Origin of the sequence: Rhizobacter sp. AJA081-3 (assembly GCF_017795745.1) — a bacterium.
Lineage (GTDB): Bacteria > Pseudomonadota > Gammaproteobacteria > Burkholderiales > Burkholderiaceae_C > Piscinibacter.
This window is the reverse complement of record NZ_CP059067.1, coordinates 855,157-876,965: the sequence shown is the minus strand read 5'-3', so window position 1 is coordinate 876,965 and position 21,809 is coordinate 855,157. Positions and strand designations below refer to the sequence as shown.

The window sequence follows — 21,809 nt, the reverse complement described above, 5'->3', positions numbered from 1 at the left end:
CGGGGGCCCCTAAAATCGCGGGCTATCAGAAAGAGGCCCATGAGCGACGAACGCCCCCCGACCGATGAGAACCAGCTGATCGCCGAGCGCCGCGAGAAGCTCGCCGGCATCCGCGCCCAGGCCCGGGCCAGTGGCACCGCCGCCTTCCCGAACGACTTCAAGCCCACCCACCAGGCGCTGGCCCTGCTGCGCAAGCACGGCGAGCAGCCCAACGAAGAGCTCGAGCCGCTGGCCGTGAAGGTGGCGCTGGGCGGCCGCATGATGCTCAAGCGCGTCATGGGCAAGGCCAGCTTCGCGACGCTGCAGGATGCCTCCGGCCGCATCCAGCTGTTCGTCACGCGCGACGCGCTGGGCGAGGATGTCTACGCCGCCTTCAAGCACTGGGACCTGGGCGACATCCTCGGCGCCGAGGGCACGCTGTTCAAGACCAAGACCGGCGAGCTGTCGGTGCGCGTGACGCGCCTGCGCCTGCTGACCAAGAGCCTGCGCCCGCTGCCGGACAAGTTCCACGGCATGACCGACCAGGAGCAGAAGTACCGCCAGCGCTACGTCGACCTGATGACCGACGAGGACGCCCGCGTGCGCTTCACGGCGCGCAGCAAGGCGGTCTCGTCGATCCGCAACTTCATGGTCGAGCACGGCTTCCTCGAGGTCGAGACGCCGATGCTGCACCCGATCCCGGGCGGCGCGAACGCCAAGCCCTTCGTGACGCACCACAACGCGCTCGACCAGCAGATGTTCCTGCGCATCGCGCCCGAGCTCTACCTGAAGCGGCTGATCGTCGGCGGCTTCGAGCGCGTGTTCGAGATCAACCGCAACTTCCGCAACGAAGGCATCAGCGTCCGGCACAACCCGGAGTTCACGATGATGGAGTTCTACGCGGCCTACTGGAACCACCACGACCTGATGGACTTCACCGAGGCAGTGCTGCGCCACGCGGCGCGCCAGGCCACCGGATCCGCGAGCCTCACCTACGCCGGCCGGCCGGTCGACCTGGACCGGCCCTTCGCGCGCCTGTCGGTGAAGGATTCGCTGGTCGTGCACGCCGGCCTCACGCCCGACGAGGCCGGCGACGCGAAGGTGCTGCACGAGAAGATGAAGCTGCACGGCGAGGAGCCGCCGGCGCACTGGACGCTGGCCGAGCTGCAGTTCGGCCTGTTCGAGGCGGTCGTCGAAGAGAAGCTGTGGGACCCGACCTTCATCATCGACTACCCGGTCGAGGTGAGCCCGCTGGCGCGCGCCTCGGATACGAACCCGGCCATCACCGAGCGCTTCGAGCTGTTCATCACCGGCCGCGAGTACGCCAACGGCTTCTCGGAGCTGAACGACGCCGAAGACCAGGCGGCGCGGCTGCAGGCGCAGGTGGCCAACAAGGATGCCGGCGACGACGAAGCGATGTACTACGACGCCGACTTCATCCGCGCGCTCGAGTACGGCATGCCGCCCACCGGCGGCTGCGGCATCGGCATCGACCGCCTGATCATGCTGCTGACCGACAGCCCGAGCATCCGCGACGTGATCCTGTTCCCGTCGCTGCGCAAGGAAGGCTGAGAACGTGCAGCGCGTCGAGACACTCGCCGAAGTCGAGGCCGAGGTCTGGCGGCAGCTCGCGCTGTGTGCCGGCGACAAGACGCATCCCTGGCGCACCTCGGTGCTGGCCACCATCAACGGCGAGATGGCCGATGCGCGCCTGGTGGTGATCCGCGAAGTCGACGCGCGGCAGAAGCAGTTGCTCTTCTACACCGACGAGCGCGCCGGCAAGGTGGCGCAGCTGCTGCACCATCCGCACGGCACGATGGTGATGTGGTGCCCCACGCTGGCCTGGCAGCTGCGCTGCCGGGTGCGCCTGGCGATGGAGATGTCGGGGCTGTCCGCCTCGTCGCGCTGGGCGCGCATCCGGCTGTCGCCGGCGGCGCAGGACTACCTCTCGCCGCTGCCGCCGGGCACCGCGCTGCCTGCGGTGCCGGCGCACCCGCCGGTGGCACGCGACTACTTCGCGGTGATCGACGCCACCATCGAGTCGATCGACTGGCTGGAACTGCACCCCGACGGCCACCGCCGCGCCATCTTCGACGGCCACGGTGCCCGCTGGGTACAGCCGTGAGCCCCCGAGGGGGCCGGCCCGCTATCGCTGCTTGAAGTCCGGCTTGCGCTTGCCCACGAAGGCGTTCATGCCTTCCTTCTGGTCTTCGGTGGCGAAGGTCGAGTGGAACAGGCGGCGCTCGAACATCACGCCGTCGGAGAGCGAGCCCTCGTAGGCGCGGTTCACGCATTCCTTGGCCATCATGATGCTCGGCCCGCTGAACTCGCAGATCTGCTGCGCAGCGGCGAAAGCGACGTCGAGCAGTTCGGCGGCCGGCACCACGCGGGAGACGAGGCCGGCCCGCTCCGCCTCGGCGGCGTCCATCATGCGGCTGGTCAGGATCATGTCCATCGCCTTCGCCTTGGAGATGGCGCGCGGCAGGCGCTGCGTGCCGCCGGCGCCGGGGATGATGCCCAGCTTGATCTCCGGCTGGCCGAACTTGGCGCTGTCGGCGGCGATGATGAAGTCGCACATCATCGCCAGCTCGCAGCCGCCGCCCAGCGCGAAGCCGGCCACCGCCGCGATCACCGGCTTGCGCACGGCGCGGATGGTTTCCCAGTTGCGCGTGATGTAGTCGGTCTTGTAGACATCCATGTACGACCAGCTCGCCATCGCGCCGATGTCGGCGCCGGCGGCGAAGGCCTTCTCGCTGCCGGTGACGACGATGCAGCCGATGGACTCGTCGGCATCGAAGGCCTTGAGCGCTTCGCCCAGCTCGTTCATCAGCGTGTCGTTCAGCGCGTTGAGCTGCTTGGGGCGGTTCAGCGTGACGAGGCCGATGCGGCGCTCGCCGCTGCCGCGGGTGTCGACGAGGATGGTTTCGTAGGTCATGGGGGGTCTCCTGGGTCTCGAAACTATAAATCGGTGCTGCTTGCACGCTCACGGCCCGGCCAGCTCGGGGCGGCGCGACAGCACCAGGTCGATGAAGGTCTCGCGGTCCTGCTCGATGCGGATGCGCGCCGGCAGGTAGCGCAGCTGCGGCGCGAACCACACCTCGGCGACCAGCTCGCCGCCCGGCCGCGACACGCGCCGCGGCTTGAGGTGGAAGGCGTTCACCGGGCCGAAGGCCGTGGCCACCGACTCCTCCTCCAGCACGTCGTAGACCCAGCGATCCACACTGCGCGGCAGCGCGAGCGCGAAGTCGACGGTGTTGCCGGTGCGCAGCAGCTCGGGCCGCGTGGTGAAGATCCAGCTCAGCTGCACGAACTGGCTGGCCGTGTCCTGCGTGCCGGGGAAGCGCGGGCGGCGCTCGCCGTTGGGCATCAGCACGGCGTCGGGCTCGAAGAGCATCGTCAGCCGGCGGCGGTTGGCGAACATCACCTTGGTGTCTTCGTCGTAGCGGCGCGGTGCCAGGCCCAGCTCGGTGAGATCGCCGTCGCTGCTCATGCGCCGCGTGATCATCGGCGCGACGGGGATGCCGACGGTGAGGTCCAGGTGCACCTGGTAGCGGTCGCCCTGGCGCACCCACTCCACCTGCGCATCGCCATGCACCTCGCCGCGCACGTTGCCGCTGAGCTTGTAGCTCAGGCGGGTGGACGCTGGCCACTCGAAGGGCAAGGCGCCCGAGGCGGCCGCCGAAGGCGGTGCGGCGGTGAGCACCGGCGCGGGCGCAGAGGCCACCGGCTCGGGCGCGGCTGCGAGTTGCGGCGCCGGTTCGGGCGGCGGTGGCGGTGGCGGTGGCGTTGGCGTTGGCACCGGCTCGGGTTCGGGCGCGGGCTCCGGTGCGGCCTGCGCCAACTGTGTCGCCACCGGCGCCGAAGCGGCCGGCTTCGCAGCGCGCGGACGGCGTTGCGGTTTCGGCGGCGCGGGCGGCGGCGCCGGGGCCAGGGCGGGCGGCGGCGCCAGCTCCAGCTCGCGCACGTAGGCCACCTCGATGCGGATCGGCATCGCCTGAGCGGGGTCGAGCGAGGCCATGCGATCGGCCAGCTCGTCCGTCAGCCAGCCATGCACGGCCAGCACCGCCAGCGCCAGCGCGGCAAGCGCGATCCGTCGGCGCGGCGTCGAGAGAGCGCTCAGCGCGTGAGCCATGCCTCGCGCAGCGATTGCGCCGCCTTGCCCGGCTTGGCGTCGGCGACAAGCTGCACCGGCGCACCCAGGCCCGCGTCGGCCGGCAGGGTGACCCGCAGTGTCAGCACACGCTGGTCACGGGCCACCAGCAGCTCGGCGGGCTCGCCCGGGGTCATGACACGCTGTGCATCGTCGAGGCGGCGCAGCCTCCAGCCGGCCACGGCGAGGATCTCGTCGCCGGCAGCGATGCCGGCTGCTTCCGCCGCGCCGCCGCGCAGCACGTGGGTGGCCTTCACGCCGGTCAGTGCGCTCTCGTTGACGCGCAGGCCCAGCCGCTGCGCGATCGTCGCGGGCTGGCTCTGCCACTCGATGCCGGCGCTGTAGAGCAGGCCCTGCAGCGGCAGCTCGACCGTGCCGTGCACCCACTCGGCCAGTTCGCGTTCATACGAACGGCCGCCGCACTGGTGCAATGCCGAGGCGATGTCGGCCTCGCCGATCGGGCCGCCGTCGCTCGCCTTCCACAGCTTGCGCATCACCTCGTCGAGCGAGCTGCCGTCGCGGCGCAGCGTGAGGTCCAGCGCCAGCGCGACGAGCGAGCCCTTGGCGTAGTAGCTGATCGTCGCGTTCGGCGTGTTCTCGTCGCTGCGGTAGTACTTGACCCAGGCGTCGAAGCTCGCCTGCGCGACGCTCTGCACCTGCCGCCCCGGCGTGGCGGCCACGCCGGTGATGGTGCGCGCCAGCAGCTTCAGGTAGCGCGGCGTGTCGATCAGGCCGCAGCGGCGCAGGAACAGGTCGTCGTAGTACGAGGTGAAGCCCTCGAAGAACCACAGCAGCAGCGTGTAGTTCTCCTGCGTGTAGTCGTAGCGCGCGAACTCCGCCGGGCGCAGCCGCTTCACGTTCCAGGTGTGGAAGTACTCGTGGCTGATCAGGCCGAGCAGGTCGGCGTAGTTGTCGCTCGTCTCGGCACGGCCGCGCTGCGGCAGGTTGCGTCGCGCCGACAGCAGCGCCGTGCTGGCGCGGTGCTCCAGGCCGCCGTGGCCGTCTTCGGCGGTATTGAGCAGGAACACGTAGCGGTCCATCGGCGCGCGGGCCTTCTTGCCCGCGCCATGCCAGAAGGCGATCTGCGCCTCGCAGATGCGTTGCGCGTCGGCGAGCAGACGCTCGCCGTCGAAGTCGGGCAGCGCGCCGGCGACGACGAACGCGTGCGGAACACCGTGCGCGTCGAAGCTCCCGCGCCAGAACGTGCCCAGCTCGAAGGGGTGGTCGACCAGCTCGTCGTAGTCGGCCGCCTCGTAGAGCCCGCGTCCGGCCGCGTCGACCTTGACCGCGCGCATCGCGGTGGCGACCTGCCAGCCGCGCGGCAGCGTGCCGGTCTGGATGCGGTGCGCCTCGGCCTCGCGGCCCTCGACGCGCAGGCACAGCCCGGTGCCGTTGAAGAAGCCGCGGCTCGCATCGAGGAAGGCGGCACGCACCGAGGTGTCGAAGGCGTAGACGAGCGCACTCACCACCAGCTCGGCGCGGCCGCTGCAGCTCGCCACCCAGCTCGCCTTGTCGAGCTGTTGCAGCTCGACGGGCTCGCCGCCCTGGGTGGCGCGGACGTCCGACAGATGCCGCGCGAACTCGCGCACCAGGTAGCTGCCGGGGATCCACACCGGCAGGCTCAGGCGCTGCTGCGCGGCCGGGTCCGGCACGCGCAGCGTGACGCGGAACAGGTGGGCGTGGACGTCTTCGGCGTCGATGCGGTAGGTGATCATGGGCGTGGAGGTTCAGCTGCCCGCTGCGCCGATGAAGCAGCTCAGCGAGGCGACGGCGGTGAGGCGGAAGCGCAGCGTCAGCCAGGCGGCCGCGCCCTGCGCCGGGTAGACGCGGCGGTCGACGAGGTAGCAGGCGACGAGCATGGCACCGAGCACGATCAGCCCGGCATAGGGCGGCATCACCACCGCCACCCAGGCCACCAGCGAGGGCACCACGCCCCAGCCGGCCAGCGAGCCCGGCGGGTCGGCCTGGCGCATCGCGAAACCCCAGTGGATGCCGCCGAGGAACGAGACGATCACCGCGGCATAGGCCGACAGCGCGGCCGTCACGTAGGGGTGTGCATCGGGGCGCACCAGCCAGACGAGGGCGGCGCCGAGCACGAAGGGCAGCAGGCCCGCATGGCCCAGGCGCAGCGCGGCGGCGGTGGGCGAGGTGGCTGACGGCACGGGATTCAAGCGCGGCTCCGGATCGAAACGGGCGCCATTGTCGCCGCAGGGCCGTCACCGGCGCAGCGGCGGGGCCACCGGGCCCAGGCCGTTAGCCCCTGCGCTCGACAGCGGCATTCCTGAGTTTTCAGGATTTCCTGAAAGTTCTTGTAGAGTCTTGACTCCGATCAATGCCGGCGCGACGCTGTTCCCACCATGAATGCACTGTCTCCCCTGGTCCGCAGTTTCGTCGGCCACTTCGGTGAAATGGGCAGCCGCTGGGGCATCAACCGCACGGTCGGGCAGATCTACGCGCTGATCTTCGTCTCGCCGGTGGCGCTGAACGCCGACGAGATCGCCGAGCGCCTGGAGTTCTCGCGCTCCAACGTCAGCATGGGGCTCAAGGAGCTGCAGGCCTGGCGGCTGGTGAACCTGCGCCACCTGCCCGGCGACCGGCGCGAATACTTCGACGCACCCGCCGAGGCCTGGGAGATCTTCCGCACGCTGGCCGAAGAGCGCCGCCGGCGCGAGATCGAGCCCACGCTGTCGATGCTGCGCAATGCGCTGCTGGAGGACCCTTCCAGCGACGCCGACCGCGTGGCGCTGGAGCGCATGCGCGGCATGCACGACCTGATCGAGCTGATGACGACCTGGTTCGACGACGTGCAGCGCATGGACCAGCAGACCCTGGCCAAGCTGATGAAGATGGGCTCGAAGGTCCAGCGCCTGCTGGAGTTCACCGACAAGGTCAAGGTCGTCTCCGGCGGCAAACGATAGGAGCTCCCACGATGGACGCCCTCATCCTGGCGCGAATGCAGTTCGCGGCCAACATCACCTTCCACATCCTGTTCCCGACCATCAGCATCGCGCTGGCCTGGGTGCTGCTGTTCTTTCGCTGGCGCTACCTGCGCGCCAGCGAGGCCGCGGCGAAACATGCGTGGCTGGGCGCCTACCGCTTCTGGACCAAGGTGTTCGCGCTGAGCTTCGCGCTGGGCGTGGTCAGCGGCATCACGATGAGCTTCCAGTTCGGCACCAACTGGCCGGGCTTCATGGAGCGCGTGGGCAACGTCGCCGGGCCGCTGCTGGGCTACGAGGTGCTGACCGCCTTCTTCCTCGAGGCCGGCTTCCTCGGCGTGATGCTGTTCGGCCACGGCAGGGTCAGCGAGCGGGTGCACCTGATGGCCACCTTCTTCGTCGCGCTGGGCACCACGCTGAGCGCCTTCTGGATCCTGGCGCTGAACTCCTGGATGCAGACGCCGGCGGGGCACGAGATCATCAACGGCGAGTTCCACGTGAAGAGCTGGATCGAGGTGATCTTCAACCCCTCGTTCCCTTACCGCTTCACGCACATGTTGCTCGCCTCGGCGCTGACCTGCGCCTTCCTGATGGCCGGCCTGTCGGCCTGGCAGCTGCTCAAGGGCGGCGGGCAGAGCGCGGCACCGCGCGTGCTGCGCGTGGCGCTCACGCTCGCTGCATTGTTGATCCCGCTGCAGATCTTCGTCGGCGACGAGCATGGCCTGAACACGCTGAAGCACCAGCCGCAAAAGATCGCCGCGATGGAAGGCGTGTGGGAAACCGAACGCGGTGCGCCGCTGCTGCTGTTCGCCATTCCGGACGAGACAACGCGCAGCAACCGCGCCGAGATCGCCATCCCGAACCTGGCCAGCCTGATCCTCACCCACGACGCGCAGGGCGAGATCCGCGGCCTCAACGAATTCCGCGGCGCGCACCCGCCGGTGCTGCCGCTGTTCTTCGCCTTCCGCATCATGGTCGGCGTCGGCGTGCTGATGCTGGCCACCAGTTGGATCGGCTGGTGGCTCTATCGCCGCAGCGGCTGGCGGCCCGAGCGGCTTCCGCGCGCACTGCTGTGGGTGCTCGCCGGCATGACCTTCTCCGGCTGGGTGGCCACGGTGGCCGGCTGGTACGTCACGGAGATCGGTCGCCAGCCCTTCATCGTGTACGGCCTGCTGCGCACCGCCGACGTCGCGTCCACCGTGCCGGCGCCGATGATCGCGCTCACGCTGGCGCTCTACGTGACTGTGTACCTGGCGCTGATCGTCGCCTACATCGGCGTGCTCAAGTACATGGCCGAGAAGCCGGATGCCCCCGATGCGCCCGAGCCCGGCGCCGTGTCAGCGCTGCCCGCCAGAGGTGCCGCATGAACACGATGAGCTTCGACGAGGCACTGCCCGTCGTCTTCATGGCGCTGATGGGCCTGTCGATGCTGATCTACGTCGTCAGCGACGGCTACGACCTCGGCGTCGGCATGCTGATGCACCGCGCCAGCGAGGCCGAGAAGGACGTGATGATCGCTTCCATCGGTCCCTTCTGGGACGCCAACGAGACCTGGCTGGTGCTCGGCGTGGGCATCCTGCTGGTGGCCTTCCCGAAGGCGCACGGCCTGGTGCTGACCCAGCTGTACCTGCCGGTCACGCTGATGCTGGTAGGGCTGATCCTGCGCGGCGTGGCATTCGACTTCCGCGTCAAGGCCAGCGCCTCGCACAAGCCGACCTGGGACCGCCTGTTCTTCGCCGGCTCCACGCTGGCCGCGGTGTCGCAGGGCTGGATGCTCGGGCGTTACGTCAGCGGCTTCGGCGAGGGCTGGAACTACCCGCTGTTCGCCGCCGCCATCGCTGCCGCGCTGCCGATGGCTTACGTGCTGCTCGGTGCCGCCTGGCTGGTCATGAAGACCGAGGGCGAACTGCAGGAACGCGCGGTGCGCTGGGCCAAGATCGCCTGGGCGCCGATGGTCGGCGGCCTGCTGCTGATCTCGATGGCCACGCCCTGGATCAGCGAGACGGTGCGCGCACGCTGGTTCGTGCTGCCCGAGGTGATCGCGCTGTCGGCCATCCCGCTGATGACCGGCGTGCTGTTGCTGGCGGTGCGCGGCCTGCTCAACTCGCACGTGGTGCGCGGGCCGGCCTCATGGCTGCCCTTCGTGCTGCTGATCGCGGTGTTCGTGCTCGGCTTCCTCGGGCTGGCCTACAGCATCTATCCCTACGTGGTGATCGATCGCCTGACGATCTGGCAGGCGGCCAGCAGCCCGGCCTCGCTGAAGTTCATCCTGTTCGGCGTGTGCATCTCGGTGCCGGCCATCGCGGCCTACACGGTGTTCTCGTACCGAGTGTTCCGCGGCAAGACGGGCGAGCTGCGTTACGCCTGAGGCATCCTGCCGCTCAGGGCCTGGCGGCGCGGCTGGCGACCAGCTGCTTCTCGATCTGCTCGGCGTTCATCGCGCCGGGCACGCGCTTGCCGTCCTCGAAAACGATCGCCGGCGTGCCGTTGATCTTGTACTTGCGGCCCATCTCGGCGGTGCGGTTGAGCGCGCCGAGATCGCACTGGCCCATGACCTTCGGCGGCGTGACGCCGTCGAGCATCCAGTCGCGCCAGGCCTTGGTGCTGTCCTTGGCGCACCAGATGTTCTTCGACTTCTCAGGCGAATCGCCACCGAGGATGGGGTAGAGGAAGGTATAGACGGTGACGTCCTTGACGTTGTTCAGGTCGCGCTCGAAGCGCTTGCAGTAGCCGCAGTTCGGGTCGGCGAAGACCACCAGCTTGCGCTCACCCGTTACCTGCTTCCAGACGATGGCGTCCTTCAGCGGCAACTTGCTCACGTCGATCTGCGTGAGCTTGTCGACGCGCGCCTGCGTGAGGTTGACACGCGTGCGCGTGTCGATGATGTGTCCCTCGATCACGTGGTTGCCCTGCTCGTCGGTGTAGAAGACCTCGGTGCCGATGCGGAACTCGTACAGGCCCGGGATGGGCGTCTTCGTGATCTCGTCGATCTTCGGGAAGTCGGGCAGCCGCTCGCTCAGGTTCTTGCGGATGACCGCCTCCTGGGCCAGGGCGGGCAGCGCCAGCGCGGCGGCGAGTGCGAACGGAACGAAGCGGATCATGCGGGGGCCTTCAGGCGTCGAGAGCGCGGGCCGTCAGCCAGCGCTTGAGAGGGGTGAGCTGGTTGACCAGACTCAGCCCGCGGTTGCGAAGTTCCCGCACGGCGGGCGCCGGCTGTGCGAAAAGCTGCAGCAGGCCGTCGGTGACCTGCGCCATTGCCCAGGTGGGCAGGGTGCGTTCGCGCGCATAGCGGCGCAGCAGCCGCTCGTCGCCCAGCGGCCGCCACGGCTCGCGCGCGGCGATCACGCGGGTCAGCGCGATCACGTCGGCCAGGCCCAGGTTCAGGCCCTGGCCCGCCAGCGGGTGCACCACATGGGCAGCGTCGCCGAGCAGCACCCAGCCGGGGCCGCTCCAGGCGGTGGCTTCGGCAATCGCCAGCGGCCATTCGGCGCGCGGCGAAGCCACAGTCAGTTCACCGGCCTCGCCGCGGCTGGCTTCCATCAGGGCCGCGGCAAAGGCTGTGTCGTCGAGCGCCATCAGTTCGTGCGCACGCTCGCGCGGCATCGACCAGACCAGCGCATACGAACAGCTCGGCTGCGGCGAATCGAAGGGCAGCAGCGCCAGCACGTCGGGCGAGCGGAACCATTGCCGTGCCGTGCCCCCGTGCGGCCGTGCGGCCACCAGACGCGCAGCGATGGCACTGTGTCCGTAGTCGTGGCGCTCGAAACCCACGCCCAGGCGGGCGCGGCTGGCCGATTCCTTGCCCTCGCACAGAGCGGTCAGATCGGCCCGCACGCGCTCGGCCGTGGCAGGCGCCAGCGCATGGATGTGCGGCGAGAAGCGCACCGCCGCGCCCAGCTCGCGCTCGAGCACCGGCGCATCGACGATCCAGGCCAGCTCGCCGACCTTCTGCTCCCAGGCAGAGAAGTCGATCGCCGCGCCGTCGGCATCGCCCTGCACGTGCATGTCGTAGACCGGCGTGGCGGCATGCGCGGGCAGCGAATCCCACACCTTCAGGCTGCGCAGCAGCGCCACTGAGGCGGCGTTCAGCGCGTAGGCGCGCACATCGGGGCTGCCCTCGGGGCGCGGTGGCTCCGCGCAGAGCCCGACCTGCAGCCCGAGCCGCGCCAGCGACAGCGCCAGGCTCTGCCCGACGATGCCCGCCCCGCGCACCAGCACATCCACGTGTTTCATCGCCTTGCATTGTAGGGAGCCGGGCCCGGCACCGTGCTGTGCAGGGGGTGCACAATCCCGGCTCCCGATCGGCTCCATGCGGGCGCCGCTGCGGCCCGCTCCCCTGTCCATGTCTGCCTGGATCAAGAGAATCGGCATCGCGCTCGCGGTGCTGCTGCTGGTGGCCATCGCCGCCGCCGTCTACCTCGTCAGCACCTTCGACCCCAATCGCTACAAGGGCATGGCGGTCGACTGGATGAAGGCGAACCGCAACCGCACGCTGGTCATCGACGGCCCGATCGAGCTGTCGGTGTTCCCGCGGGTGGCGGTCAAGCTGAGCCGGCTCAGCCTGAGCGAAGCCGGTCGCAGCGAGCAGTTCGCCGCCATCGACAGCGCCGCGCTGGCGGTCGACGTGATGCCGCTGCTCAGCGGCCGCGTCGTCGTCGGCCGTGTCGAGGCCAGCGGCGTGCGTGCTCAGCTGCTGCGCGATGCCCAGGGCAGGCGCAACACCGACGACCTGGCCGGCCCCGCCGCGCCGGCCTCGGCGCCGTCGAAAACCGAGCCGAAGTCCGCCGCCGGCAAGCCGCTGGACTTCGACATCGATCGCGTCACCCTCAAGGACGTGCGTGCCCGCGTGAAGGACGATCAGGGCGGCATCGACGGCGAGCTGGTGCTCGATTCGCTGAGCACCGGCCGCATTGCCAACGGCGTGGAGTCGGCCATCGAGCTGGCCGCGAAGTTCGATTTCAGGAAGCCGGTGCTGAAGGGATCGCTCGACGGCAAGACCCGTCTGACACCGGACCTCGCCACCGGCTCGGTGCGCCTGGCCGACATGAACCTCACGTTCAAGGGCGACGTGCCCGGCGCCAGCGCCGTCGAGACCAACGTGCGCGGCGCCCTCGCCTACGACGGTGCCAAGGGCTCGGTCGACGCCAAGGGGCTGGAGTTGCAGCTCGCGGCCCGTGCCGGCGCGATCCAGGTGGCCGGCAGCACGCTGTCCATCGGCGCCTTCGGTTACGACCCGACGAAGCAGGCCCTGCGTGTCGAGCAGCTCAAGCTGCGCGTCAAGGGCAGCCGCGGCAAGGACCCGCTGGCGCTCGACCTCGACTGGCCGCAACTCGACGTCGAAGGCCAGAAGCTCAAGGGCAGCCCGCTCGAAGGCAAGCTCGATCTCGGCGGCGAACTGCCGGTGAACGCCACCTTCAAGAGCGGCGCACCCACCGGCACTTTCGACGCCGTCGCCCTGCCCGCCTTCGAGGCGAAGCTGTCGAGCAACAGCGCGGCACGCAAGCTCGACGGCACGCTGCGCGCCAACCTCGGCATCAAGCCGGCCAAGTCGGCGATCAGCCTGGAGGCGCTGGCGCTGCAGGCCAACGTCGAGGACAAGGGCCTCAAGCCGGTGGCGCTGTCGCTCAAGGGCAGCGCCTCGGCCTCGCCGCAGGCCGCGCAGTGGGCGGTGTCGGGCCAGGTCAACACGAACAACTTCGCGATCGATGGCAACGCCAACCTGTCGGCCAGCCCGCTGTTCGTCAAGGCCAACGCACGCTTTGACGCGCTGGACCTGAACACCCTGCTGCCCGCCGGCGCCTCCGCCGGCGCCACGCCGGACAAGAACGCACCGGCGCCGGCCGATGCGCCAGTGGACCTGTCGGCCCTGCGCGCGCTGAACGCCAACGTGTCGCTGCGCGCCGGCAGCTTCGTGTTCCGCCAGTACCGCATCGCCGATGCGCGCATCGAGGCGCAACTCGACAACGGCATGCTCAAGGTGCCGGTGCTGCAGGCCAAGGCCTGGGGCGGCGCGCTCGATGCCAACGCACTGGCCGACGCACGCGCCAACCGCATCGCGGTGAAGGCGGTGGCCACCGGCGTGAACGTCAACGCGCTGCTCAAGGACGTGGCCGGCAAGGACCTGCTCGAGGGCACCGGCCGCGTCGCGATGGACGTCGACACCACCGGCAAGAGCATCGGCGAACTGCGTTCGCACCTGCGTGGCACGGCCTCGCTCAACCTGCGCGACGGCGCAATCAAGGGCATCAACCTGGCCAAGAGCATGCGCCAGGCGAAGGCCGCGCTGTCGCTGAAGGACGACGCCTCGACGAAGGCGGTGCAGACCGAGAAGACCGATTTCTCCGAGCTGAGTGCCAGCTTCCAGATCGCCGACGGCGTGGCGCGCAGCAGCGACCTCGACCTGAAGAGCCCCTACCTGCGCCTGGGCGGCGACGGCGCGGTGGACATCGGCAAGGGCCGCATCGACTACACCGCGCGCGCCACCGTCACCGGCACGGCGGCGGGGCAAGGCGGCGCCGAGCTCGCCGCGCTGAAGGGCGTGACGGTGCCGGTGCGACTGACCGGCCCGTTCGAAGCGATTGAGTGGAAGATCCAGTGGTCGGCGGTGGCCGCCGGCGCTGTGCAGAACAAGCTGGAAGACAAGCTGCGCGACAAGCTGGGCCTGAAGGCCCCGGCGGGCGGCGCCTCGGCGGCGGCCGGCGCAGCCTCGGCGCCCACGCCCAAGCAACAATTGAAGGAGAAACTGTTGAAGGGGTTGTTCAAGTGAGCCCGACGAGCGAGAAAGCTGGCGACATCGAGGTCCGCATCGCCGGGCTGAACCTGCACCCGATCAAGTCCTGCGCCGGCATCGCCGTGCCCGAGGCGCTGCTCATCGAAACCGGCTTCGAGTTCGACCGCGCCTGGATGGTGGTCGACGAAGCCGGGCTGCTCGTCACGCAGCGCGAGCTGCCGCGCATGGCGCTGATCCAGCCCACGCTCAAGCACCACGACATGGTGCTGCGCGCACCGGGCATGCTGGCGCTGCACATCGCGCTCGACACCGTCGAGCAGCCGGTGCAGGTGACGGTGTGGAACGACACCGTGAAGGCCTACGACATGGGCGACCTGGCCGCGCAGTGGTTCAGCGACTTTCTCGGCCCGTACCGCAGCGGCAAGCTGCGACTGGCGCGCTTCGACCCCGAGCAGCGCCGCCTGTCCGACGCGCGCTGGACAGGCCCGATCGAGGCCGGGAACGCCTTCGCCGATGCCTTCCCGCTGCTCGTCACCTCGACGGCCGGGCTCGATGAGTTCAACCGCCGGATGGTGGCGGCCGGCCATGCGCCGGTGACGATGCAGCGCTTCCGGCCGAACATCGTGCTCGACGGCCTCGATGCACATGGTGAGGACCACCTCGACGAGATCGTCTTCGCCGCACCCGAGGGCCCGGTGCGCATCAAGATGGTCAAGCCCTGCAGCCGCTGCACCATGCCCGACGTCGACCCGGCCACCGCCGAGACCGGCCACGCCGTGGGCGACACGCTGGCCAGCTACCGCGCCGACGCGCGGCTCGACGGCGCGCTGACCTTCGGCATGAACGCGGTGATCCTCGAAGGCATCGAGTCGACCTTGCGCGTGGGCTTGACCGGCACCGCGACCTATCGGTTCGACTGACGCGGCGGCAGCGGGATGAACTCGGTCTCGCCCGGGACCTTGTCGAAACGCTGCGCCTCCCAGTCTTCTTGCGCCTGCACAATGCGTTCGCGGCGCGAGGAAACGAAGTTCCACACCATGAAGCGGTGGCCCAGCGGAGCCCCGCCGATCATCACCACCCGTGCCCCTTGGCGCGCATGCAGCAGCGGCTGCGAGCCGGGCTCCAGCACCGCCAGCGTGCCCGCGGGAACGGGCGTGCCGCCGATCTCGATGTCCACGTCGGTGCTGTAGACCGCGCGTTCGATCGCCACGTCGGGCAGCACCAGCGAGCCGCCCGAGGCCAGCGCGATGTCGAGGTACAGCGTGGGCGAGAGCGTGGCCACCGGCGAGGTGACGCCGAAGGCCGAGCCGATCAGCACGCGCACCGCCGCCTCGGGCAGGTTGAGTTCGGGCAGTTCGTGCGCCGGATGGTGCTGGAACGCCGGCGCGTCCTCCTCGTGCTCGGCCGGCAGCGCGCACCAGAGCTGCAGCCCATGGCTGCGCCGTACCATGCCGCGCAGGTCGTCGGGTGTGCGCTCGGAGTGCACGATGCCGCGCCCCGCCGTCATCCAGTTGATCGCGCCGGGCTCGATGCGCTGCACCACGCCAGTGGAATCACGGTGCAGCATCGCGCCCTCGAACAGATAGGTCACGGTAGCCAGGCCGATGTGCGGATGCGGGCGCACGTCGTGGTTGTCCGAAGGCTGCGCCGTGATCGGCCCGAAGTGGTCGAAGAACAGGAACGGCCCGACCGCCTGGCGCTGCGCCGAAGGCAGGCAGCGGCGCACGGTGAAGCCGCCGCCGAGGTCCTTGGATTGGGGGCTGATGAGCTGCGGCAGGGTCATGGTCGGGGCAGTGTAGGCCGGCCCCCTAAAATCCACGTTCTTCCCGCGGAATATCGAAAGCCCCTCCATGAGCCTCAAGTGCGGCATCGTGGGCCTGCCCAACGTCGGCAAGTCCACCCTCTTCAATGCCCTGACCAAAGCCGGCATCGCCGCCGAGAACTACCCGTTCTGCACCATCGAGCCGAATGTCGGCATCGTCGAGCTGCCCGACCCGCGGCTGGCGCAGCTGTCGGCGATCGTCAAGCCCGAGCGCGTGGTGCCGGCAATCGTGGAGTTCGTCGACATCGCCGGCCTGGTGGCCGGGGCGAGCAAAGGCGAGGGCCTGGGCAACCAGTTCCTCGCGCACATCCGCGAGACCGACGCCATCGTCAACGTGGTGCGTTGTTTCGAGGACGAGAACGTCATCCACGTGGCCGGCAAGGTCGACCCGATCTCCGACATCGAGGTCATCCAGACCGAGCTGTGCCTGGCCGACATGACGACCGTAGAGAAGTCGCTGGCCCGCTACACGAAGGTCGCCAAGACCGGCCACGACAAGGAGGCGCAACGCCTGGTCGACGTGCTGGTCAAGTGCCAGGCGGCGCTCAATGAAGCGAAGCCGGTGCGCAGCATCGACTTCAGCAAGGAAGAGCTGGTGGTGCTCAAGCCGCTGTGCCTGATCACCGCCAAGCCGGCGATGTTCGTCGGCAATGTCGACGAGCACGGATTCGAGAACAACCCGCTGCTCGAGAAGCTGAAGGCCTACGCCGAGGCGCAGAAGGCGCCGGTGGTGGCGATCTGCGCGAAGACCGAAGCCGAGATGTCGGAGATGAGCGACGAGGACAAGGAGCTCTTCCTCGCCGACATGGGCCAGACCGAGCCGGGCCTGAACCGGCTGATCCGCGCCGCCTTCAAGCTGCTCGGCCTGCAGACCTACTTCACCGCCGGCGTGAAGGAAGTGCGCGCCTGGACCATCCACGTCGGCGACACCGCGCCGCAGGCGGCCGGCGTGATCCACACCGACTTCGAGCGCGGCTTCATCCGCGCGCAGACCATCGCCTTCGACGACTTCATCGCCTACAAGGGCGAACAGGGCGCGAAGGACGCCGGCAAGATGCGCGCCGAGGGCAAGGAATACGTCGTCAAGGATGGCGACGTGCTCAACTTCCTGTTCAACGTCTGATAGGCATCCGCCTCAACGACGACCGGAATCATCTGGTCGACGGGCGGCTTGCGGCCAGTTGCGGTCTTCGTGGGTCTGCCTTGCGTGCGACGGGCAGGGTCGCAGGTCGACGGCGGTACCCGCGTTCTCCGGCCCACGCTCGCGGGCGGCCACTGCGTGCCGCCACCGTGGCCGCATCAACACCGGTTGTGCCATGCCCTCGCCAGGGCAACCGCGAATGGGGCCTGCGCCCGCGGGCACCACCGCCGCCCAGCCGGCACCAGCGGTGGCCTGCCGTCACGAAGTCCTCGGTGCTTGTGGGGCAGGTGGTTCGGGTGTGCGATTGCAGGCCCCATTCGCGGTTGCCCTGGCGCGGGCAGGCTGCAGGCGGTGTTGACGATGAAGTTCGCTGCGTCCCGCGGCGGTCGCCCGCGAGCGTGGACCGGAGAGCGCACACCCGGACCGCCTGACCGCGCACCGAATGAAGCGGTCACTCGTGAATGTCGCTCAAGGGCCGCAAGCGGTTCGACGCCTGATCCTTGAATAAACGCGCGCATGAGCGCGCCTTATCCTGCGTCAACGGCTCTGAAAATCGAGGCTCGCAAAATGGCCTGATCGGCGCCATCGTGCGCCGCTGTCTGGTCGCACCATGAGCAACGACGCCCCGCACGAAGAATCCCCCACCGAGCGGCTGGACCGCACGCTGCACGCCGCCGCGGCGCCGCTGACCGGTGGCCTGTCGCCGGTGTCCTTGTCGCTGGCGCTGGCCGACTGGGCCTGGCACCTGGGCGTGTCGCCGGGGCGGCAGATGGAGCTGGCGGCGCTGGCCGCGCAGCTCGCCACCGACACGCTGCGCGGCGACGACGCGCCCACCGGCGCCGCCGACGACGACCCTCGCTTTCGCCACCCCGACTGGGCGCGCTGGCCCTTCAACGTGATGCGCGCGGGCTTCCGCAATGCCGAGAGCTGGTGGCATGCGGCGTCGCGCCTGCCGGGCATGACGCGCCACCACGCGGAGCTCACCGATTTCATGGCACGGCAGTGGCTGGGCGTGCTCACGCCGGCCAACTGGCTGCCGACGAATCCCGTGGTGCTGAACGAGAATGCCGAGAACCTCGGCGGCCCGCTGCAGCGCGGTTTCGCAAACTGGCTGGAGGATCTGTCCACGCCGCCGGCTGCGCGTGCCGCCGCCGAGCGCGAGGCGCATTTCAAGGTCGGCCGCGACGTCGCCGTCACGCCGGGCGAGGTGGTGATGCGCAACCGGCTCGTCGAGCTGATCCGCTACACGCCGCAGACGAAGGCGGTGCATCCCGAGCCGCTGTTGATCGTGCCCTCGTGGATCATGAAGTACTACATCCTCGACCTTTCGCCGCACAACTCGCTGGTGCGCTACCTGGTCTCGCAGGGCCACGTGGTCTACATGCTGTCCTGGCGCAACCCCGATGCCGCCGACCACGAGCTGACGATGGACGACTACCTGCAGTTCGGCCCCTTCGAGGCACTGGAGGCGATCGCCAGGCTGCACCCGCCGCGCACGCCGGTGCATGCGATGGGCTATTGCCTGGGCGGCACGCTGCTGGCCGTCGCCGCAGCGGCACTGGCCCGCGCGGGCATCGTGGCCGGCGCGAAGAAGCTCGCGCCCCTGGCCACGCTCACGCTGCTGGCTGCACAGACCGATTTCTCCGAGCCGGGCGAGCTCGGCCTGTTCATCGACGAGAGCCAGGTCGCCTACCTTCGCGAGCTCACGCGCGGCACCGGCTACCTCACCGGCGAGGCGATGGCAGGCTCGTTCCAGTTCCTGCATTCGCGCGACCTGGTGTGGACACGTCGCATGCGCGAGTACCTGATGGGCGAGCGCGAGCAGGCGAGCGACCTGATGGCCTGGAACGCCGACACCACGCACATGCCGGCGCGCATGCACAACGAGTACCTCACCTCGCTGTACCTGCACAACGCGCTGGCGGCAGGCGCCTACCGCGTCGGCGGCCGCGAGGGCCGGGCGGTGTCGCTGGCCGACCTGCGCGTGCCGGTGTTCATGGTCGGCACCACCCGCGACCACGTCTCGCCGTGGCGCTCGGTGTACAAGCTGCACCACCTGTGCGAGGCGCAGATCACCTTCGTGCTGGCCAGCGGCGGGCACAACGCCGGCATCGTCTCCGAACCGGGCCATGCGCGCCGCAGCTACCGCATCGGCACGCGCGCCGCGCACGGCCCCTGGATCGACCCGGCCGCCTGGGAGCGCGAAGCCGCCGAGCATGAGGGCTCGTGGTGGCCGGCCTGGCACGAATGGCTGGCCGCGCATTCGTCGAAGAAGCGCGCGCCACCGGCATTGCCGCGCGGCGCCTCGCTCGGTGCCGCGCCGGGCGAGTACGTGCTGACGTGCTACGACGACTGAGTCCACCGCGTCATCGCGGCCGCAAGGCGTTGCGCCGGCTGTTCCAGCGCAGCGCGGTGCCGCAGATGCTGCGCGGGCGGCACTGGGGCCAGCCGCTGCCGGCGCAAGCTTCAGCACACCTGCTGGCCGCAGCGCAGGCCGAGCCCGAGGCGCTGTTGCAGCAGCTGCACAGCCACCCCGACGGGCTGAGCGCCAAGCAGGCAGCCGCGATCCGCCGGCGCAGCGGCCGCAACGAAGTCGCCCGCGCCGCGCACGTGCCCTGGCCGCTGCACCTGTGGCATTGCTACCGCACGCCGTTCAGCCTGCTGCTCAGCGCGCTGGCGGCGCTGTCTGCCTTCACGCACGATGCCCGCGCGGCGATCGTCATCGGCGCGATGGTGCTGCTGTCGACGCTGATGCGCTTTGTCCAGGAAGCCCGCGCGCAGCGCTCGGCGGAAGCGCTGCGCGGCCGCGTGGGCAACCGGGCCACGGTGCTGCGGCGTGGCCACGAGCCGGCGCAGATCGAGCTGCCGATCGCGCAGCTGGTGCCCGGCGACATCGTCCTGCTTGCCGCCGGCGACATGGTGCCCGCCGATCTGCGCCTGCTCTCGGCCAAGGACCTGTTCATCGACCAGTCGGCGATGACCGGCGAGTCGTTGCCGGTCGAGAAGTTCGCGCGCAGCAGCGCGGCCGGCGCCGGGGATGCCGCCACCGCGCCCGGCATCTGCCTGATGGGCACGCACGTGATCAGCGGCAGCGCCACGGCGCTGGTGCTGGCCACCGGCACGCGCACGGTGTTCGGCACGCTGGCCGAGCACGCCACCAGCACGCCGGGCACGCCCACCGCATTTCAGCAGGGCATCGACCGCGTGAGCTGGCTGCTCATCCGCTTCATGCTGGTGATGGTGCCGATCGTCTTCGTTCTCAACGGAGCGACCAAGCACGACTGGCTGCAGGCGCTGCTGTTCGCGCTGTCGATCGCCGTCGGGCTGACGCCGGAGATGCTGCCGATGATCGTCACCACCACGCTGGCGCGCGGCGCCGTGGTGCTGTCGCGGCGCAAGGTGATCGTCAAGCGGCTGGACGCGATCCAGAACTTCGGCGCGATGGACGTGCTGTGCACCGACAAGACCGGCACGCTGACGCAGGACCGCATCGCGCTCGCGCGCCACAGCGACACCTTCGGCAACGAGTCGGCCCAGGTGCTCGAGCTGGCCTGGCTGAACAGCCACTTCCAGACCGGGCTGCGCAACCTGCTTGACGCCGCCGTGCTCGCGCATGTGGAGCTGCATCCGCGGCTGGGCGTGGCGGAGAACTTCCGCAAGGTCGACGAGGTGCCGTTCGACTTCCAGCGCCGCCGCATGTCGGTGGTGGTGGCGCGCGCCGACGGCACGCGCTTGCTGATCTGCAAGGGCGCCGTCGAGGAGGTGACGGCCGTGTGCACCACGGTGCGCCGCGAGGGCACCGAGCTGCCGCTGGACGAGGCGCTGCGCGAGCGCGTGCACGCCGTCACCGAAGGGCTCAACCGCGAGGGGCTGCGCGTGGTGGCGGTGGCGGTGCGCGAGTTCCCTCCCGGCGACGAAGCTTTCGGGGTGGCCAGCGAGAGCGGCCTGACGCTGGCCGGGCACATCGCCTTCCTCGACCCGGCCAAGGACTCCGCCGCGCCGGCCGTGGCCGCGCTGGCAGCGCGCGGCGTGGCGGTGAAGGTGCTCACCGGCGACAACCTCGAGGTCACGCTCAAGGTATGCGGCGACGTTGGTATCGAGGTGACCGGCACGTTGCAGGGCATCGACATCGAGGGCCTGGACGACGCGCGGCTGGCCGCCGCGGTGGAAACCACCACCGTGTTCGCCAAGCTGAACCCGCTGCACAAGGAGCGCATCGTGCGGGCGCTGCGCGCCAACGGACACGTGACCGGCTTCCTCGGCGACGGCATCAACGACGCGGCCGCGCTGCACGCCGCGGACGTGGGCATCTCGGTGGACTCGGGCGTGGACATCGCCAAGGAGGCCGCCGACATCATCCTGCTCGAGAAGAGCCTGGCCGTGCTCGAGGCGGGCGTGATCGAGGGGCGGCGCACCTTCGTCAACATGCTCAAGTACATCCGCATCACCGCGAGCTCGAACTTCGGCAACGTGCTGTCGGTGCTGGTGGCCAGCGCCTTCCTGCCTTTCCTGCCGATGCTGCCGATCCACCTGCTGGTGCAGAACCTGCTGTACGACCTGGCGCAGACGGCGATCCCCTTCGACAGCGTCGACGACGAGGCGCTGCGCACGCCGCAGCACTGGGGCCCGCACGACCTGCTGCGCTTCATGCTGCATTTCGGCCCGGTCAGCTCGGCCTTCGACGTGCTGACTTTCGCGGTGCTGTGGTCGGTGTTCCAGGCGCAGACGCCGGCGCTGCAGTCGCTGTTCCAGAGCGGCTGGTTCGTCGAGGGCCTGCTGTCGCAGACGCTGGCGGTGTTCCTGCTGCGCAGCCGCGCCCTGGCCTTCGTGCGCAGCCGGCCCGCTCTGCCGCTGGTCGCCGCCGGCGTGCTGGTCGCCGGGGCCGCGCTGTGGCTGCCGGCCAGTCCGCTGGCCGGCGCGCTGCAGATGCGCGCGCTGCCGCCGGCGTGGTTCGGCTGGCTGGCCGCGCTGCTGCTGGCCTACGCGGCCTGTGTGGAGGCGATGAAACACCTCTTTTCACGCCGTTTCGGCTGGCGTTGAACCGCCCATAA

At 69.8% G+C, this 21,809-nt stretch carries 17 protein-coding genes; 10 read left to right on the top strand and 7 right to left on the bottom strand.

All coding sequences use genetic code 11. From position 1 onward, the window contains the following. Positions 1 to 39: 39 nt before the first annotated feature. Entirely contained in the window at positions 40 to 1,551 is a 1,512-nt protein-coding gene (lysS, locus tag HZ992_RS04355) for a lysine--tRNA ligase (RefSeq protein WP_209385464.1), read from the top strand. Between the two features lie 4 nt (positions 1,552 to 1,555). Then, positions 1,556 to 2,104, top strand: coding sequence for a pyridoxamine 5'-phosphate oxidase family protein (locus tag HZ992_RS04350; protein WP_209385463.1), 549 nt, complete (start codon positions 1,556 to 1,558; stop codon positions 2,102 to 2,104). Positions 2,105 to 2,125: 21 nt separating this feature from the next. Here HZ992_RS04350 and HZ992_RS04345 read toward each other — a convergent pair whose 3' ends face one another. The 4 genes from HZ992_RS04345 to HZ992_RS04330 are packed head-to-tail and all read right to left on the bottom strand — an operon-like array spanning position 2,126 to position 6,300. Then, positions 2,126 to 2,914 (bottom strand): enoyl-CoA hydratase, encoded by a 789-nt coding sequence (locus HZ992_RS04345; protein WP_209385462.1) that lies wholly within the window; start codon positions 2,912 to 2,914, stop codon positions 2,126 to 2,128. 48 nt (positions 2,915 to 2,962) lie between these two features. Then, a complete protein-coding gene (locus HZ992_RS04340) occupies positions 2,963 to 4,111 on the bottom strand; it encodes a DUF3108 domain-containing protein (protein ID WP_209385461.1) in 1,149 nt (382 codons plus the stop codon). Then, positions 4,096 to 5,844, bottom strand: a complete 1,749-nt coding sequence (locus tag HZ992_RS04335; protein WP_209385460.1) for a M61 family metallopeptidase — start codon at positions 5,842 to 5,844, stop codon at positions 4,096 to 4,098. The genes HZ992_RS04340 and HZ992_RS04335 overlap by 16 nt, the downstream gene beginning before the upstream one ends. A 12-nt stretch (positions 5,845 to 5,856) precedes the next feature. Beyond that, positions 5,857 to 6,300, bottom strand: coding sequence for a DUF3429 domain-containing protein (locus HZ992_RS04330; RefSeq protein WP_209385459.1), 444 nt, complete (start codon positions 6,298 to 6,300; stop codon positions 5,857 to 5,859). A gap of 186 nt (positions 6,301 to 6,486) precedes the next feature. Between HZ992_RS04330 and HZ992_RS04325 the strand changes: the two genes are divergently transcribed. From HZ992_RS04325 to HZ992_RS04315, 3 genes are read left to right on the top strand one after another with little or no spacing between them, the layout of a single operon-like run. Continuing rightward, the gene (locus HZ992_RS04325) at positions 6,487 to 7,047 is read left to right on the top strand and encodes a GbsR/MarR family transcriptional regulator (protein ID WP_209385458.1); all 561 of its coding nucleotides are present in this window, start codon (positions 6,487 to 6,489) and stop codon (positions 7,045 to 7,047) included. Positions 7,048 to 7,058: 11 nt separating this feature from the next. Further along, positions 7,059 to 8,432: a cytochrome ubiquinol oxidase subunit I gene (locus tag HZ992_RS04320; protein WP_209385457.1), complete on the top strand. Its 1,374-nt coding sequence runs from the start codon at positions 7,059 to 7,061 to the stop codon at positions 8,430 to 8,432. 5 nt (positions 8,433 to 8,437) lie between these two features. After that, the gene (locus HZ992_RS04315) at positions 8,438 to 9,433 is read left to right on the top strand and encodes a cytochrome d ubiquinol oxidase subunit II (RefSeq protein ID WP_209387041.1); all 996 of its coding nucleotides are present in this window, start codon (positions 8,438 to 8,440) and stop codon (positions 9,431 to 9,433) included. Between the two features lie 13 nt (positions 9,434 to 9,446). Here HZ992_RS04315 and HZ992_RS04310 read toward each other — a convergent pair whose 3' ends face one another. Continuing rightward, positions 9,447 to 10,166 carry a DsbC family protein gene (locus HZ992_RS04310; RefSeq protein ID WP_209385456.1) on the bottom strand — a complete coding sequence of 240 codons (720 nt, stop codon included), beginning with the start codon at positions 10,164 to 10,166 and terminating at the stop codon, positions 9,447 to 9,449. A gap of 10 nt (positions 10,167 to 10,176) precedes the next feature. Next, entirely contained in the window at positions 10,177 to 11,298 is a 1,122-nt protein-coding gene (locus HZ992_RS04305) for an FAD-dependent monooxygenase (RefSeq protein WP_209385455.1), read from the bottom strand. Positions 11,299 to 11,407: 109 nt separating this feature from the next. Between HZ992_RS04305 and HZ992_RS04300 the strand changes: the two genes are divergently transcribed. After that, positions 11,408 to 13,831, top strand: coding sequence for an AsmA family protein (locus tag HZ992_RS04300; RefSeq protein ID WP_209385454.1), 2,424 nt, complete (start codon positions 11,408 to 11,410; stop codon positions 13,829 to 13,831). Beyond that, entirely contained in the window at positions 13,828 to 14,715 is an 888-nt protein-coding gene (locus HZ992_RS04295; protein WP_209385453.1) for an MOSC domain-containing protein, read from the top strand. The genes HZ992_RS04300 and HZ992_RS04295 overlap by 4 nt, the downstream gene beginning before the upstream one ends. Here the strand turns inward: HZ992_RS04295 and HZ992_RS04290 are convergent. Further along, on the bottom strand, positions 14,700 to 15,578 hold the full coding sequence (locus tag HZ992_RS04290; RefSeq protein WP_209385452.1) for a pirin family protein: 879 nt from the start codon (positions 15,576 to 15,578) through the stop codon (positions 14,700 to 14,702). The two genes, HZ992_RS04295 and HZ992_RS04290, sit on opposite strands and share 16 nt — an antisense overlap. Positions 15,579 to 15,645: 67 nt before the next feature. On the opposite strand from HZ992_RS04290, the gene ychF reads away from it, so the two are divergent. The 3 genes from ychF to mgtA all read left to right on the top strand — a co-directional run bounded on the left by ychF (position 15,646) and on the right by mgtA (position 21,798). Then, positions 15,646 to 16,740 carry a redox-regulated ATPase YchF gene (gene ychF, locus HZ992_RS04285; RefSeq protein ID WP_209385451.1) on the top strand — a complete coding sequence of 365 codons (1,095 nt, stop codon included), beginning with the start codon at positions 15,646 to 15,648 and terminating at the stop codon, positions 16,738 to 16,740. Positions 16,741 to 17,368: 628 nt separating this feature from the next. Next, positions 17,369 to 19,114 carry a PHA/PHB synthase family protein gene (locus tag HZ992_RS04280; RefSeq protein ID WP_209385450.1) on the top strand — a complete coding sequence of 582 codons (1,746 nt, stop codon included), beginning with the start codon at positions 17,369 to 17,371 and terminating at the stop codon, positions 19,112 to 19,114. 65 nt (positions 19,115 to 19,179) lie between these two features. Next, on the top strand, positions 19,180 to 21,798 hold the full coding sequence (gene mgtA, locus HZ992_RS04275; RefSeq protein ID WP_371816818.1) for a magnesium-translocating P-type ATPase: 2,619 nt from the start codon (positions 19,180 to 19,182) through the stop codon (positions 21,796 to 21,798). Positions 21,799 to 21,809: the final 11 nt, after the last annotated feature.

Bases quoted from the DNA above. Each gene is read 5' to 3' on its own strand.
- HZ992_RS04340 (WP_209385461.1), bottom strand. From the start codon at position 4,111: ATGGCTCACGCGCTGAGCGCTCTCTCGACGCCGCGCCGACGGATCGCG.
- HZ992_RS04315 (WP_209387041.1), top strand. From the start codon at position 8,438: ATGAGCTTCGACGAGGCACTGCCCGTCGTCTTCATGGCGCTGATGGGC.
- HZ992_RS04320 (WP_209385457.1), top strand. From the start codon at position 7,059: ATGGACGCCCTCATCCTGGCGCGAATGCAGTTCGCGGCCAACATCACC.
- HZ992_RS04345 (WP_209385462.1), bottom strand. From the start codon at position 2,914: ATGACCTACGAAACCATCCTCGTCGACACCCGCGGCAGCGGCGAGCGC.
- HZ992_RS04335 (WP_209385460.1), bottom strand. From the start codon at position 5,844: ATGATCACCTACCGCATCGACGCCGAAGACGTCCACGCCCACCTGTTC.
- HZ992_RS04280 (WP_209385450.1), top strand. From the start codon at position 17,369: ATGAGCAACGACGCCCCGCACGAAGAATCCCCCACCGAGCGGCTGGAC.
- lysS (WP_209385464.1), top strand. From the start codon at position 40: ATGAGCGACGAACGCCCCCCGACCGATGAGAACCAGCTGATCGCCGAG.
- mgtA (WP_371816818.1), top strand. From the start codon at position 19,180: ATGCTGCGCGGGCGGCACTGGGGCCAGCCGCTGCCGGCGCAAGCTTCA.
- HZ992_RS04290 (WP_209385452.1), bottom strand. From the start codon at position 15,578: ATGACCCTGCCGCAGCTCATCAGCCCCCAATCCAAGGACCTCGGCGGC.
- HZ992_RS04310 (WP_209385456.1), bottom strand. From the start codon at position 10,166: ATGATCCGCTTCGTTCCGTTCGCACTCGCCGCCGCGCTGGCGCTGCCC.
- ychF (WP_209385451.1), top strand. From the start codon at position 15,646: ATGAGCCTCAAGTGCGGCATCGTGGGCCTGCCCAACGTCGGCAAGTCC.
- HZ992_RS04325 (WP_209385458.1), top strand. From the start codon at position 6,487: ATGAATGCACTGTCTCCCCTGGTCCGCAGTTTCGTCGGCCACTTCGGT.
- HZ992_RS04305 (WP_209385455.1), bottom strand. From the start codon at position 11,298: ATGAAACACGTGGATGTGCTGGTGCGCGGGGCGGGCATCGTCGGGCAG.
- HZ992_RS04300 (WP_209385454.1), top strand. From the start codon at position 11,408: ATGTCTGCCTGGATCAAGAGAATCGGCATCGCGCTCGCGGTGCTGCTG.